Here is a 13,514-nt window from a genome sequence, read left to right as displayed (position 1 = left end):
GTGCCGGCATGGCATTCCCCCGTCTTCCTTCGCCTCCCGACGATGTCCCTCGACGCCACTTCCTTCCTGCCGCATTTCCGTTCGCCCCAGGCCCATGCGGCGCTCTCGCAGTCGTACGACCGCGTGCTCGCGCACTGGCCGGTGCCGGTGGAGTCGCGCCATGTCGACACGCGGCGCGGCCGCGCCCATCTGCTGGTATGCGGTCCGGCCTATGGCGTGCCGGTGCTGCTGCTGCATGGCGAGGGCGGCAATGCCACCACCTGGGTCCACATGGCCGGCGTTCTCGCGGGCGCGCTGCGCGTGTACGCGGTCGACATCGTGGGCGATGCCGGCCGCAGCGAGGGCCGCCGGCCGGCCAGCGAGGACGACTACTGCGACTGGCTCGAGGACGTGCTGATCGGCGTCGGCCGGCCCAAGGTGGGGCTGTGCGGCGTCTCCTTCGGCGCCTGGCTCGCCGCCGCCTACATGCGGCGCTCGCTGCGCCGCGTCTCGAAGCTCGCGCTGCTCGCACCGCCGCGCATCGGCCCGCGGCGCGTCGTCCCCGCCGCCTGCGCGCTGCTGGCACGGCTGTGTCCCACCGACGGCAACCTGCGCCGCCTGCATGCACTGAGTTCGTCGCCGCGCGCCTGCCCGCTGCCCGAATGGGCGCTCGAGGACCTGCTCGTGCGCTGGCGCAGCCAGGGCGCCGGACTGCCGCGCGCCGCCGGCCTCAGCGACGCCGAGATGCGGCTGCTGCCGGCCGGCACCCGCGTGCTGCTCGGCGAGGACGATGCGCTGCATGCCATCGACATCGCGAGCCGAAGGTTGCGCGTCAATGCGCCGCGCGTGGAGCTGATGGTGGTGCCCGATGCGGGGCATGCGATCGAGTTCGATCAGGCGCAGCGCGTGGGGCAGATATTGCTCGACCACTTTCGGGGGCGGGGGTACGTGCTGTAGGTCGAGGAAGAGCGCCGGCGCCGTCGCGACCCTGCCTGGCCGTCGCCGCTAATCAACGGCGCAACCCCATCCGTCTCAGAAGAAGAGATACCCCGACAGATTGGCCATGTTCCGGGCATCGTCGATGCCTCGGTGCGGCGTACCTTCGAAAGGCAGACCGACGCGCCGCAGCGCCTGCTCGAGTCCGCAGGCCTTTCGCAGGTTGAGGCTGCTGGCAAAGCGTGTCTTGATGTTGATGTGTTCTTCGCCGAAGGGGTAGGGCACGTCGTGGTACGAGCAATCCTGTTGCAGCTGGTATCGGTCGTAGTCGCCCCAGCTGCAGAACACGGGCGAGTCGAAAGCCTGGATCCAGGCCGCGAATCGTTCGAGAACCGCGGGGAATGGATCCGCGGCCTCCACCTTCTTTTGCGTGATGCTCGTCAGGCGTCTGCAGAAGTCGGTGAGGACCGGGTGTCGGGTGGGCTTGACGAACGACTGGAACTCGCCGCGCAGATCCGGCCCGTTCTGCCAAAGGGCCACTGCACCGATCTCGATGATCTCCATTTCCTCGCGGGGCACCTCGTTCCGGTCCGAGCAGGTGGCCTCGAAGTCGACAATGATGTAGGTCACACGGCTCCTCGGGACTTCTTGTTTTCTCAGGCGTATCGGGCCTGCGGGTCGGATGAATTCTGCCGCATCGAATGTGCGTCGTCCTTCATGGCAGGTCGAGAGCAACCACCAGTTCACAGGCCCGGCCCGGATCGACCGGCGCATCACGGCCAAGCCGCAACCTCGCCATCAGCACCGCGAGTTCGAAGCGGATCACCGGCTTGGAGCCACTGAGCTCGGTCGATGCCTTGTCGGGGTGGGGATGGCGATAGAGCTCGAAGAGCGCGCCGAATTCATCGCGCGCAACCCGCGGGTCTTCGAGTTCCTTGTTGCCTTGCAGTCGCGCGACGTTGGCCAGCACGTCGTGCATCCCGATCGTCGCGGCGTGGTGCCAGCGCTTGCGGCTGCGCAGCGCCGAGAGCGCCAGTTCCGGCTCCTCGCCCACCAGCGCGATGCGCGCCGCGTCCAGCGCGTAGCCTTCGGCGAAATACGCGTCGCTCGAGTTCTCCCGCACGCTTCGCAGCGCCAGCTCGCAGGCCAGCAGCAGCCGGTCCTTCTCGAGGTGGCCGGTCTTCAGCCAGCGCGCATAGGTCTCCGCGCGTTCGAGCTGCAGGTGGCAACTGGCCGGCTGCGGCCTCGCATCGCACAGGCCATCGATGCGCACGCGCTGCGCGATCTGCAGCGCACGGTCCAGCAGTGCCTCGCAGGTCTGCGGTTCCTTGGCGACGTACTTGAGCATCAACGCCAGCTCGAGATCGAGCTCCACGTCCAGCGCTGGCAGCGCGCTCTTCGCGAGATGTTCGACGCGGTCGAACCCGGGCGCCAGAAGCACGGCCATTCCACCCGGCTGACGCGCATAGGCGCGCTGCCATGCGGCGGCGACGGTTTCCGAAGAGGCGTCGGCGGGCTGGCCGAGCACCTTCCTGAGCCAATGCAACATCTGAATCGTGCTTCCCGTTCGGTATGCGGTCCTCGACTCATCCAGGTCCGCGGATCGCGCGAATTCTGCCGCACCGATCCGCGCTGTCGAAAGACTGCATCGCAAGCCACGCCGCGCTCATGCGCGAACCAAAGAACGCATGTCTTGCCATTGATGCAACTGTGCTGCAGCAACGATTCTGCATCGCAAGTGTTGGCTGCGCGCATCGATGCACTCGCATCGCATCGCCGCGTTGTGGGGTCCATCTTCGTACCCCACGAAGCATCGCGCGGTCTTGACTCCATTCGTCGTATGACGCGCGAACAATTTGAGAGGGAAAAGTTCCGCGCTTCGTTGACGCACGGGGGGAGCGGCAGTTAGAACTGTGCGCACTCGATGGAGGGAGAACGCGTGAAGATATCGAACACCAAGCGCACACACTCCCGCCGTTGCGTCCTCGCTGCCGATCGCCTCGTGGCCGGTGCGGGAAGACGCAAGGCGGCCGATGGGTCCATGCCGATCGCGGCCTCGGCCCTCGCCCGTCGCGTGCATCGCACGCGCGCCCTGCGCTGAATCGAACGTCCCGGATCCTGGTGCGATTCATCCTCTGGCTGCCCCGCGCATCGTCGGGTATGCACATCCTCTTGCGCACACCGAATCCGCCGATGCCGCGGATCCTCGGCCCGCCGCATCGATCGCCGGTGCGGTCGCACGCGGCACGCGCTTGCCGCGTCCACTGAAACCGCTGCTCATGGCTGGCACTGCCTGCCTGTCGAACGATCGGTTCGACGGGAGGGCGGGGTCTTGCCGCTGCGCGAGTCTTTCACCCCCTTAACCCGCGCGCGTTCCATGCAGGAGCCGGCCACACGCCGGCAGGTGCAGGACGGCGCATGTCCCTACAAGAGGCGATCATGAAGAAATTTCTCAAGCCCGCAGTCCCGTACTTTGCCATCGGTGCAGTGACCCTTGCCGCGCTCGTGGCTTGCGGAGGCGGCGGTGGCGGCACGCCATCGTTCGGCGGCACCGGCGCCGCGCCCGACACCGGCAACGTGGTGGCGCAGAACGGCAATGCCGACGCGCCCGACGATGGCAATCCCCAGGCCGCGCCCGACGCGGCCGCGAGCAACAACATCGATCGCTCGGCCCAGCCGATGGAGCTGCCCGACACGGTCTGGCCGAAGAACTACAAGCTGTGGTTCCGGCCCGATGCGGCACTCAAGACCTTCACGGGCCGCGGCGACGTCGAGATCGAGGTGCTGAAGCCGGTCGATGCGATCGTGGTGGCCGCGCACGACCTCAAGTTCGCCAATGGCCGCACCACGCTGCGCAAGCTCTCGAGCCCGGGCGAGGCGATCGCGCTGATCCCCACGCCGCAGACGCGCGGCGACTTCGTGCAGCTGCGGCTCAACGACGGCCAGATCGCCAAGGGCAAGTACCTGCTGCACATGGAGTGGGACGGCAAGATCCAGTTCTCCGACGCCGAGTACTGCCCGCCGGCCGAGATGATCAAGAACCCGCTGTGCTCGGCCGCCACGGGCGTGTTCAAGGTCGGTCTCTCCACGCCCGAGGGCGTGAGCAGCGATGCCATCGTGACCCAGGGCGAAACCAACTTCGCGCGCCAGTGGTTCCCGGGCTGGGACGAGCCCGCGTTCCGCCACACCTTCGAGATCTCGGCCGAGGTGCCGGGCGACTGGAAGACGGTGTCGAACGGCGCGCAGAAATCGCAGGCCCGGCTGCCCGACGGCTACCAGCTGGTGTCGTTCGAGAAGACGCCCTCGATGCCCATGTACCTGACCTTCTTCGGCGGCGGCAAGTTCGACATCCTCGAGGACAGCTTCAAGAGCCCGCTCGACGGCAAGAACATGCCGCTGCGCTGGTTCACGCCGCCGGGCCGCTCGACCTGGGCCACCTTCGCGATGGAGTGGACCAAGGTCGCGATGGACTACTACTACAAGTACACCGGCATCCCGCTGCCCTTCGACAAGTTCGACACCGTGGCCGCCAACGACAGCTACGACAACAAGCCCAACACCGGCTTCGGCGGCATGGAGAACTGGGGCTCGATCTTCGAGTTCGCCGACTCGGTGCTGACAAAGCCCGGCGACACGCCCACGCTCTATTCGGTGACGGTGGTCACGCACGAGGTCGCGCACCAGTGGTTCGGCGACCTGGTCACGCTCGACTGGTGGGACAACGTGTGGCTCAACGAGTCGTTCGCGCGCTGGTTCGAACGGCGCACCACGATCAAGTTCCACCCCGAGTACTACAGCTTCTCGGACTACGTGCTCGACAAGCACAGCGTGATCGTGGCCGACCTCAAGAACACGGCGGTGCCGGTGCAGCGCAACCTCAACGACGCGGGTTCGTTCGGCTTCATCAGCCCGTCGATCTTCGTCTACAACAAGGGCAGCCACGTGCTCGAGACGATCCAGAACTACATCGGCGAGGAGGCGATGCAGAAGGGCCTGCAGATCTACCTGAAGGACTATGCCTATGGCAACGTCACGCCCTCGCGGCTGTGGAGTTCGCTCGAGAAGGCGACCGACAAGAAGGTCAGCGCCATCGGCGACAGCCTGATCCGCCAGACCGGCGTGCCGCTGCTCACGGTCGATGCGCAGTGCGCGGGCGACCGCACCTACGTGTCGATCACGCAGGAGTCGTTCCCGAACCAGAACCAATACCCGGCCTCGACCTGGACCGTGCCGGTCACGCTGGCCTATGGCGACGCGATGGCGCAGCGCAAGACCTTCGTGATGGACAACAACCGCACCAACCTCGAGCTGCCGGGCTGCACCGCGGTGCTGGCCGGGCCGACCGGGCAGGACTACTACGTGAGCAACTACAGCGCCGCCTCGTGGAGCGCGCTGCTCGCGCAGGCGCAGAACTTCGCCGACAACAAGCCGCTGCTGCTGAACATCGAGCGCGATGCCTTCCGGCTGCTCGGCGTGGGCCGCATCACGCAGGCGCAGTACGACCAGATCAAGGGCGTGCTGAACCTGCCGACCGCGCTGCTGGCCAAGACGCAGGAGAGCCAGCAGAAGATGGCGGCGGTGGATGCCGGCGCCAAGGAGGAGTACCCGCATGCGCTGCGCTTCCAGGGCAGCCTGAAGCTGCGCGAGAACCTGAAGCGCTGACGGCCTGAACCCACCGGGCGACGCGCCCGGTGGGCCACCCATCTTTCACCGGAGACCATCGATGAGCACATGGAACAACGCACTGCGCGCGCTCGCGTGCATCGCCTGCGCGCTGCTGCTGGCCGCCTGCGGCGCACGCGGCGGCCCCGAGGCCGAGCTGGTCGGCGTCTATGCCGTGAAGCAGGGCGGGGCGCTCAAGGAGCTGATCAAGATCGAGCGCAAGGATGGCCGCTACGTGCTGCGCGACAAGGTGCGCACGCCCGAGTGGAGCGAGCCGAAGCTGCAGCTCGCGCCGGCCACGCGCGACGACTGGCGACGCATCACCACCGACACCGCGCAGACGGCCTTCGTCGGCATGAAGAGCGAGCAGCTCGCGCTGTTCAAGGTACCGCCGGGCTGGGAGAAGAACGGCTTCCGGACCTCGACCGGCTACTTCCTGTTCTATTCGCACGGACCGGTCGAGGCCTACAAGCTCTGAGCGTCGCCGTGCGCCAGCCGGTTCAGGCCGGCAATGCGAATGTCGCGACCGCGGTCGCGAGCGTCTGGCCGGTGGAGGCCAGGTCCATGGTCACGCGCGCGAAGGCCAGCGAGCGGCCCGAGCGCACCAGCTCGGCATGCGCGAGCACGTCCTCGCCGCCGCCCGCGCGCATGAAGGTCATGTGCAGGTCGACCGTGGCGATCGGGCGGCGCCCGCGGCCGTCGGTCCAGATCGCGAAGCACATCGCGCTGTCGGCCAGCACCGAGAGCGCCTGGCCGCCGAAGATGTTGCCCTCGCGCGTGGCCTGCTCGCCGGCCGGCATGCGCAGCGTGGCCTTGCCTTCGCCCAGCGATTCGACGCTGACGCCGAGGCTGCGCACGCAGCCCGGCAAGGCGGTGGCGAGGACGTCCCTGGCTTCTTCGAGGGTGAACGCGGTCATGGCTGGAGGTCTTTCCGTGGTCGATGCGGTGGAGGGGCGCCGCGCGCCCGCGCGGCGAAGGCCGGCAGCGTACCGCACCGGCGCGCCGCGATCGATTCCACGAAAGAGATAGTCAGCCGCGCGCCGCTTCGAGGAAGGCCAGGATCTCTTCGCCCAGCCACTGCTCGCCACTGTCGAAGTGGGCCATGACCGAGACGTGGTTGTGCCCGGGCACGCTCAGGTGGCGCGGCGCGCTGCCCTGGGCCGTGGCCATGCGCCAGGCGAACTCCGTCGCGTAGACGTCGAGCAGCGGGTTCTCGTACTCGGCATGCACGACGAAGGTGGGCAGCGCCAGCCGGTGGGCATGCGCCATCGGCGACCGGCCCTCGTAGGCCGCGGCGTCGTCGCCGAAATAGGCGCGCACGCCGGCCGCGTTCGGGTTCTCGGGCCGCGCGTCGGCGCGCAGCCGCGCCGACACCAGCACCAGCGCGCGCAGATGCCGGCCCATGAAACCGAGCGAGGGATCGCAGGCATAACTGACCGCATGCGTGCCGCCGGCCGAATGCCCGATCAGGCAGATCGCATGGGGATCGCCGCCGTGCTCGGCCGCATGGCGCGCGACCCAGTCGCAGGCCGCTGCCACGTCGAACGCGCCCTGCGGATGCATGGCCTCGGGCGCGAGCCGGTATTCGACGTTGATGCCCACGCAGCCCCGGCGCGCGAACCAGCGCAGCACGTTGCCGTACATCGCGGCATTGATGTCCTTGGCGCCGCGCACGAAGGCGCCGCCATGCACGAACACGATCACCGGCGCGGCCCGTGCGCCGCGCGGCCGGTAGACGTCGAGCACCTGCCGCGGATGCGTGCCGTAGGGCAGGTCGTGGACGATCTCGCAGCCGTCCGCGGGCGCGGCCAGCAGCAGCGGCAGGTAGGCGGCCTTCACGCGGTCGCCGGCCGCGCGGATGTCGGCCTGCCAGGCCGGGCCGGTCTCGCGCAGCATCCGGTCGATGGCTTCGGAGCGTCCGTCGGGGCGCATGCCGTCTTCAGTCGGCACGGAAGGCCGAGGCCTCGACCTCGATGCGCCAGGCCGGCTGCGCGAGCGCCTGCACCACGAGCAATGTCGAGGCCGGGCGCGCCTCGCCGAGGAAGCCGGCGCGCACCGGGCCGAGCCGCGGCACGTCGGCCGCGTCGGTCAGGAAGGTCGTGACCTTGACCAGGTGCGACACGTCCATGCCGGCCGCGCGCAGCACGGCCACCAGGTTGGTCCAGGCCTGCCTGGCCTGCGCCTCGAAGCCCTCGGGCAGCGTGCCGTCGGCCGCGGTGCCGATCTGGCCCGCGATGTGCAGCCAGCGGCCGGGGCCCTGGGTGACGATGCCGTGGCTGTAGGCGCCGACCGGTGGCGCGACGTCCTCGGGTGCGATGCGGGTGGCGGCGGTGTGCGTCATCAATGCACCGCGCCGTCGAGTTCGGGAATGAACGGGATCTCGACGCCATAGGTGCCGATGTCCTCGCGGATCTTGTCGACCCCGCGCTTGATGATGCCCATCTCCTCGTCGGGATGGGTGGCGCCCAGGCCGTGGTCGGCCGCCAGCGCGCGGTTGCGGCCCGAGCGCCGGCGTTCGTCCTCGGGCAGGTTGACCACCGCGTAGACGCCGTTGAGCAGGCTGCCGCGCAGCTTCTTCGCGACCTTCTCGCCGATGGTGCGCTTCTCGTCGGCCGGCAGCTCGCTGAAGAAGCGCCGCATGATGATGCGGCCGAACTGGATGTGGCGCGCCTCGTCGCGCAGGATCAGCCGGCAGGCCTCGCGGATCGAGCCGAAGCGCGCGTTCTCGTAGCGCGCCTGCAGCAGTTCGCCCGAGAGCTGCTCGAACAGCGTGTTGACCGAGAGGCCTGCGAAGAAGCTCATCGCCTTCTCGTCCTTCTCGTCGTGGAAGCGCGGAATGATGTCGCGGAAGTAGTCGGCCCGCGGCGTGGGCTCGTAGGCCGCGAGGTGCTCGGCGATGCGGAAGCTGGCCTCGTGGTGGCGGAACTCCTCGGCGATGAAGTTCGTGATGTGCTGCTTGATCTCGAAGGGCTGGTGGCCAAAGATCGCCTCGCGCAGCCGCTCGGCGCCATAGGGCGTGGCGCCGTGCTCCATCCAGGCGCGCAGGCTCCACCACTCGGCGCCGGCCTGGCGCACCTCGGGCGGCAGCTCGGCCTCGCGCAGGTCGCTGTAGTCGATGTCGGCCACCGGGTCCCAGGCCAGTTCGCGCGCCTGGGTGCACAGGCGCCAGACCTCGGGGTATTCGACCTTCGAGACCACGGGATAGGGGTTCGGCACGGAAGGGATCTCTTCGAGCAGCGAGGCTTGCATGGGCGGTGTCCGTCGTGGGTGGGGGAAAGGCCATGCTAGGAAGGCCGCGCTCATACATCCAATACTGTTTAAAGTGGCTCGTCATTCGTCGCAGCTATCTCCACGCCCATGTTCGAATTCAGACAACTGCGCCAGTTCGTGGTGCTGGCCGAGGAACTGAACTTCGGCCGCGCCGCGATCCGGCTCCACATGTCGCAGCCGCCGTTGAGCGTGGCGATGCGCAACCTCGAGGAGCAGCTCGGCGCGGTGCTGTTCGACCGCAGCCGGCACCACGTGCGGCTCACGCCCGCGGGCCAGGTCTTCCACAAGGACGCGCAGCGCCTGCTGCAGCAGGCCCAGGCGGCGGGCGAACGCGCGCGCCGCGCGGCGCAGGGGCTCGAGGGCTCGCTGCGGCTCTCGTTCGTGCCGAGCGCCGCGCTCGACGTGCTGCCCGCGATCTTCAAGCGCTTCCAGCACGACTACCCGACCGTGCAGCTGCGCCTCACGGCCGAGACCACCGCGCGCCAGCTCGAGGACCTGCGCAAGGGCGAGGTCGAGCTCGCGCTGGTGGTGGGCCCGGTCTACGAATCGCGCGGGCTGGTGCTGGTGGACCTGCAGGCGCAGAAGTTCGTGATCGCCGTGCCGCGCAGCCATCCGCTGGCGGTGCAGCGCTCGGTGAAGATCGCGGCGCTGGCGGCCGAATCCTTCATCTCGTTCCCGGCCGCCGAAGGCGCGGGCTTCGTCGCCGCGCTGCTCGGCGCCTGCCAGTCGGCGGGCTTCCTGCCGAAGGTGGTGCAGGAGGCCGCGCAGATGCAGTCGATCCTCACGCTGGTCGCGGGCGGCCTGGGCATCGCGCTGGTGCCGGCCGCGATGCGCGTGCTCGCGATGGCCGACGTCGCCTTCCTCGAGATCGCGGGCTCGCGGCCACCGCCGACCTACAGCCTGGTGTTCGCGCATGCGAGCGGCAACGACAACCCGGTGGTGCAGTCGTTCCTGGCGGTGGCGAAGAAGGCGGTGGAGGGGGCGGGGCGATAGGGCGCGCGAAGACCGAGTCGCCTCAGTCCCACCAGCAATAGAGTGGGTTGCCGCAGACGCCATGCGCGCCGAGGCTGTCCGCGTCCGCGCCCCAGAAGCAGTAGTACTGGTCCTCGTCGGGTTCATAGACCAGCCAGTAGCCTTCGGATCGCGCGAGAAGCCAGCCCGAGATCCGCGACCCGAGTTCGCGATGGGCGAATCCGGGCGCCACGACCGTGGCCGACACCATCTCCGCCCCGGTGGCATGTTCGCGAATGCTGGAACGCAGCCGCTCGAAGTACGCCCCCTCGTCCTCGCCCTGGGGGACGATGATTCCCGAGGTGTCGGACAAGGCGGCTTCGAGCTTCGGCCAGTAGGGGTGGGCGTGGTTCATTCCGGTGGCGCCAGCGAGGACGTCTCAACCCGGAATATCCGGCTCCACCAATTGCGCCAGCGCCACCAGCGACTCCTGCCAGCCCAGGTAGCACATCTCGACCGGAATCATCTCGGGAATGCCTTCCTGCACGATCGCCACGTCGGTGCCGCAGGACACGGCGGTCAGCGTGACGGTGGTCTTCATCGTGCCCGGCAGGTTGGGGTCGTCGAAAGTCGCGTCGTAGGCGATGCGCTGGCCCGGTACCAGCTCGAGGTACTTGCCGCCGAACGAGTGGCTGTGCCCCGAGCTGAAGTTGCTGAAGGACATGCGCCAGCTGCCGCCGACCACCGGCTCCATCTGGTGGACCTTGCCGGTGAAGCCGAAGGGCGGCAGCCAGCGTTCGAAGGCGCCGGGTTCGGTGAAGGCGCGGTAGAGGCGCTCGGGCGGGGCGCGCAGCACGCGGTGCAGACGGACTGTGTTGGTAGCCATGGTGTGTTCTCCTGGTGAAGTGGTGCGGAGGACGACCCTCCACTGACACGACGGACGAGCTCGGGACAGATCGACACGAATCCGAAAATTCTTTCGAATCGGCGGGATTCACTGTAGCCGGCGCCGGCCTTCGGCAGGCCGGTGATTCATTTCATATATGAACGCCGGCCAGTGAACGTATTGGACAGACCGCCGCCCCCGTTCGCACCATGCGGTTCCCAACATGGAGTCCCCCCGATGAATCTCCCTCGCACGCTGCTCGCGGGCCTGCTGCTCCTTGCCGCCGGCATCGCCGCGCCGGCCCTGGCCCAGGGCTTTCCCGATCGTCCGGTGACGCTGGTCGTGCCCTATCCGGCCGGCGGCTCGGCCGACATCCTGGCGCGCACGGTGGGGCAGAAGCTGGCGGCGCAGCTCGGGCAGCCGGTGGTGATCGAGAACAAGGGCGGCGCCGGCACGGCGATCGGCGCGCGCTTCGTCGCGGAAGCCAAGCCCGACGGCTACACGCTGCTGCTCGGCACGGTGAGCTCGCAGGCCATCAATCCGGCGATGTCCAAGGTCGGCTACGACCCGGTGAAGGACTTCGTGCCGGTCAGCGCGCTGGCGTCGATCCCGTTCGTGCTGGTGGCCCATCCGGGCGCGCCCTACGGCAGCGTGGCCGAGCTGCTCGCGGCGGCCCGGCAGGCGCCGGGATCGATCAGCTATGCATCGGCCGGGCCCGGCACCTCGAACCACCTGGCCGGCGAGATGCTCGCCTCGGCCGCGAAGCTCAAGCTGCTGCACGTGCCCTACCGCGGCAGCGCGCCGGCGCTGGCCGACGTGCTCGCGGGCCACGTGCCGCTGATGTTCGACCTGCAGACCACCTCGCTGCCCAACATCGCGACCCACAAGCTCAAGCCGCTGGCCGTGACCGGCAGCCGGCGCAGCCCGCTGCTGCCCGAGGTGCCCACGGTGGCCGAGAGCGGGCTGCCGGGTTTCGAGGTCAGCGCCTGGTTCGGCGTGTTCGCGCCCGCGAAGCTGCCGCCGCCGGTGCGCCAGCAGCTCTCGGCCGCCATGGCCAAGGTGCTCGAAGACCCGGCGCTGGCGCAGCGGCTGCGCGACATCGGCGCCGAGCCCGATCCGCGCAATGCCGCGCAGTTCACCGCCTATGTCGCCGAGGAAGCCGGCAAGTACGCGGCGGTGGTGAAGACCGCGGGTCTCGCGCCCTGACCGCTGCCTGACGAGCGCGCCCGCGGGCGCACCGAAACGGCCGATACCGGCGAGAATCCGGCCGCATTCACTGCCGCCAAGGTTCCCGTGTTCCAACGCCTTTCCATTGCCGTCCGCACGATGGCCTTCGTGGCCGCCGTGTGCCTCGCGCTCGTGGCGCTCGACGTCTGGCACAGCTGGGAGTCGCGCACGGCGCTGCTCGAGCAGATGGGCGTGGCGACGGCGAACCTCTCGCGCGCGCTGGCGCAGCAGGCCGACGACACGATCAAGCAGGCCGACACGGTGCTGATCGGCGTGGTCGAGCGCCTCGAGAACGACGGCGCGGGCCCGGCCCAGGTCGAGCGGCTGCGCCGGGTGCTGGCCGCGCAGGCGGCCGAGCTGCCGCAGATCGATGCGCTGCACGTTTACGACCAGGACGGCAACTGGGTCGCGAACTCGCGCGCGGTGCCGCCGCAGAACCTCAACAACGCGGACCGCGAGTACTTCGTGTTCCACCGCACGCACGCCGACCGCGGGCCGCATATCGGCATTCCCGTGAAGAGCCGCACCAGCGGCAAGCTGCTGATCCCGGTGTCGCGCCGCATCGACCATGCCGACGGCAGCTTCGCGGGCGTGGCGCTCGCGAGCATCGACGTCGACTTCTTCCTCAAGTTCTACGACAGCCTCGACATCGGCAAGGGCGGCGCCGCGGCGCTGATCCTCGAGAGCGGCACCATGATGGTCCGCCGCCCCTTCGGCCCGGAGATGGTGGGGCGCGACATGCGCGGCTCGCAGCTGTTCACTTCGTACAGGGAGAACGGCCCGGTCGGCACCGCCTACATCAAGTCGGCGCAGGACGGCGTGCTGCGGCTCAACAGCTTCCGGCGCCTCGACAACTACCCGCTGTTCGTGGGCGCGGCGCTGTCCAAGGACGAGATCCTCGCCGGCTGGTGGAAGGACACCTTCTGGCATTCGGGCGGCGTGCTGGCGCTCAGCGCCGTGGTCGCCTTCGTCGGCCTGGGGCTGGTGCGCCAGATCGAGCGGCGCACGCGCACCGAGGCCGAGCTGCTGCGCGCGCGCGACGCGCTCGAGGCGCTCAACAAGACGCTCAACACGCTGGCGATGGAGGACGGCCTGACCGGCCTCGCGAACCGGCGCCAGTTCGACGTCACGCTCGACACCGAGTTCGGCCGCGCGGTGCGCAATGCCAGCACGCTGGCGCTGATCCTGCTCGATGTCGACCGCTTCAAGGAATACAACGACATCTACGGCCACACGGCCGGCGACGAATGCCTGCAGAAGATCTGCCGCACCATCGCCAACGTGGCGGCGCGCCGGCCCGGCGACCTCGCGGCCCGCTACGGTGGCGAGGAGCTCGCGGTGCTGCTGCCGGGCACCGACGTCGAGGCGGCCGCGCTGCTGGCCGAGCGCATCCGCGCCGCGGTGCGCGCGCTCGAGATCGAGCATGCCGGTACTGCCGACGGCTTCGTCACCCTGAGCGCGGGCGTCGACGCGCTGCGGCCCGAGGCCGGCAGCGTGCAGCCCAAGGAGCTGGTGCGCGGCGCCGACAAGGCGCTGTACGTGGCCAAGTCGGGCGGGCGCAACCGGGTGTGCACGAACGCGGAGCCGAAGGCCTAGCGCGAAA

Annotated in this window: 14 protein-coding genes; 6 read left to right on the top strand and 8 right to left on the bottom strand. The window is 69.0% G+C overall.

Features of this window, described 5'->3' with window-relative positions; translation table 11 throughout:
* Positions 1-42: 42 nt before the first annotated feature.
* Entirely contained in the window at positions 43-936 is an 894-nt protein-coding gene (locus BM109_RS16815) for an alpha/beta fold hydrolase (RefSeq protein WP_177239365.1), read from the top strand.
* 75 nt (positions 937-1,011) lie between these two features.
* Here BM109_RS16815 and BM109_RS16810 read toward each other — a convergent pair whose 3' ends face one another.
* Both BM109_RS16810 and BM109_RS16805 read right to left on the bottom strand, forming a co-directional pair.
* Complete coding sequence (locus BM109_RS16810) at positions 1,012-1,545, bottom strand: 3'-5' exonuclease (protein WP_218159377.1); 534 nt, start codon at positions 1,543-1,545, stop codon at positions 1,012-1,014.
* An 85-nt stretch (positions 1,546-1,630) separates the two neighbouring features.
* Positions 1,631-2,464, bottom strand: coding sequence for a hypothetical protein (locus BM109_RS16805; RefSeq protein ID WP_093344482.1), 834 nt, complete (start codon positions 2,462-2,464; stop codon positions 1,631-1,633).
* A gap of 890 nt (positions 2,465-3,354) precedes the next feature.
* On the opposite strand from BM109_RS16805, the gene BM109_RS16800 reads away from it, so the two are divergent.
* The gene (locus BM109_RS16800; protein ID WP_093344480.1) at positions 3,355-5,577 is read left to right on the top strand and encodes a M1 family metallopeptidase; all 2,223 of its coding nucleotides are present in this window, start codon (positions 3,355-3,357) and stop codon (positions 5,575-5,577) included.
* 61 nt (positions 5,578-5,638) lie between these two features.
* Positions 5,639-6,055, top strand: coding sequence for a hypothetical protein (locus tag BM109_RS16795; protein ID WP_093344478.1), 417 nt, complete (start codon positions 5,639-5,641; stop codon positions 6,053-6,055).
* A gap of 22 nt (positions 6,056-6,077) precedes the next feature.
* Here the strand turns inward: BM109_RS16795 and BM109_RS16790 are convergent, their stop codons facing one another.
* From BM109_RS16790 to BM109_RS16775, 4 genes are all read right to left on the bottom strand, one after another.
* Positions 6,078-6,494: a PaaI family thioesterase gene (locus BM109_RS16790; RefSeq protein ID WP_057593094.1), complete on the bottom strand. Its 417-nt coding sequence runs from the start codon at positions 6,492-6,494 to the stop codon at positions 6,078-6,080.
* Between the two features lie 112 nt (positions 6,495-6,606).
* A complete protein-coding gene (locus tag BM109_RS16785) occupies positions 6,607-7,509 on the bottom strand; it encodes an alpha/beta hydrolase (RefSeq protein WP_093344477.1) in 903 nt (300 codons plus the stop codon).
* Between the two features lie 7 nt (positions 7,510-7,516).
* A complete protein-coding gene (locus BM109_RS16780; RefSeq protein ID WP_093344475.1) occupies positions 7,517-7,918 on the bottom strand; it encodes a RidA family protein in 402 nt (133 codons plus the stop codon).
* Positions 7,918-8,826 (bottom strand): ferritin family protein, encoded by a 909-nt coding sequence (locus BM109_RS16775; RefSeq protein WP_093344473.1) that lies wholly within the window; start codon positions 8,824-8,826, stop codon positions 7,918-7,920. The genes BM109_RS16780 and BM109_RS16775 overlap by 1 nt, the downstream gene beginning before the upstream one ends.
* 108 nt (positions 8,827-8,934) lie before the next feature.
* Here BM109_RS16775 and BM109_RS16770 point away from each other — a divergent pair, with 108 nt between their 5' ends.
* Positions 8,935-9,840, top strand: a complete 906-nt coding sequence (locus BM109_RS16770; protein WP_093344472.1) for a LysR family transcriptional regulator — start codon at positions 8,935-8,937, stop codon at positions 9,838-9,840.
* 22 nt (positions 9,841-9,862) lie between these two features.
* Here the strand turns inward: BM109_RS16770 and BM109_RS16765 are convergent, their stop codons facing one another.
* Entirely contained in the window at positions 9,863-10,213 is a 351-nt protein-coding gene (locus tag BM109_RS16765; RefSeq protein WP_093344470.1) for a hypothetical protein, read from the bottom strand.
* Positions 10,214-10,237: 24 nt separating this feature from the next.
* Entirely contained in the window at positions 10,238-10,684 is a 447-nt protein-coding gene (locus BM109_RS16760) for an SRPBCC family protein (protein WP_093344468.1), read from the bottom strand.
* Positions 10,685-10,921: 237 nt separating this feature from the next.
* Between BM109_RS16760 and BM109_RS16755 the strand changes: the two genes are divergently transcribed.
* Both BM109_RS16755 and BM109_RS16750 read left to right on the top strand, forming a co-directional pair.
* The gene (locus BM109_RS16755; protein WP_093344466.1) at positions 10,922-11,890 is read left to right on the top strand and encodes a tripartite tricarboxylate transporter substrate binding protein; all 969 of its coding nucleotides are present in this window, start codon (positions 10,922-10,924) and stop codon (positions 11,888-11,890) included.
* Between the two features lie 120 nt (positions 11,891-12,010).
* A complete protein-coding gene (locus tag BM109_RS16750) occupies positions 12,011-13,507 on the top strand; it encodes a sensor domain-containing diguanylate cyclase (RefSeq protein ID WP_093344465.1) in 1,497 nt (498 codons plus the stop codon).
* Positions 13,508-13,514 lie beyond the last annotated feature (7 nt).

The organism is Variovorax sp. PDC80, from assembly GCF_900115375.1.
Taxonomy (GTDB): domain Bacteria; phylum Pseudomonadota; class Gammaproteobacteria; order Burkholderiales; family Burkholderiaceae_C; genus Variovorax.
The sequence above is the reverse complement of the archived record's forward strand: the minus strand, read 5'-3'. Positions and strand labels throughout refer to the sequence as shown.

Excerpts from the sequence above, each read along its gene's own strand:
- BM109_RS16815 (WP_177239365.1), top strand. The coding sequence starts at position 43 with ATGTCCCTCGACGCCACTTCCTTCCTGCCGCATTTCCGTTCGCCCCAG.
- BM109_RS16805 (WP_093344482.1), bottom strand. The coding sequence starts at position 2,464 with ATGTTGCATTGGCTCAGGAAGGTGCTCGGCCAGCCCGCCGACGCCTCT.
- BM109_RS16800 (WP_093344480.1), top strand. The coding sequence starts at position 3,355 with ATGAAGAAATTTCTCAAGCCCGCAGTCCCGTACTTTGCCATCGGTGCA.
- BM109_RS16795 (WP_093344478.1), top strand. The coding sequence starts at position 5,639 with ATGAGCACATGGAACAACGCACTGCGCGCGCTCGCGTGCATCGCCTGC.
- BM109_RS16790 (WP_057593094.1), bottom strand. The coding sequence starts at position 6,494 with ATGACCGCGTTCACCCTCGAAGAAGCCAGGGACGTCCTCGCCACCGCC.
- BM109_RS16785 (WP_093344477.1), bottom strand. The coding sequence starts at position 7,509 with ATGCGCCCCGACGGACGCTCCGAAGCCATCGACCGGATGCTGCGCGAG.
- BM109_RS16780 (WP_093344475.1), bottom strand. The coding sequence starts at position 7,918 with ATGACGCACACCGCCGCCACCCGCATCGCACCCGAGGACGTCGCGCCA.
- BM109_RS16775 (WP_093344473.1), bottom strand. The coding sequence starts at position 8,826 with ATGCAAGCCTCGCTGCTCGAAGAGATCCCTTCCGTGCCGAACCCCTAT.
- BM109_RS16770 (WP_093344472.1), top strand. The coding sequence starts at position 8,935 with ATGTTCGAATTCAGACAACTGCGCCAGTTCGTGGTGCTGGCCGAGGAA.
- BM109_RS16765 (WP_093344470.1), bottom strand. The coding sequence starts at position 10,213 with ATGAACCACGCCCACCCCTACTGGCCGAAGCTCGAAGCCGCCTTGTCC.
- BM109_RS16760 (WP_093344468.1), bottom strand. The coding sequence starts at position 10,684 with ATGGCTACCAACACAGTCCGTCTGCACCGCGTGCTGCGCGCCCCGCCC.
- BM109_RS16755 (WP_093344466.1), top strand. The coding sequence starts at position 10,922 with ATGAATCTCCCTCGCACGCTGCTCGCGGGCCTGCTGCTCCTTGCCGCC.
- BM109_RS16750 (WP_093344465.1), top strand. The coding sequence starts at position 12,011 with ATGGCCTTCGTGGCCGCCGTGTGCCTCGCGCTCGTGGCGCTCGACGTC.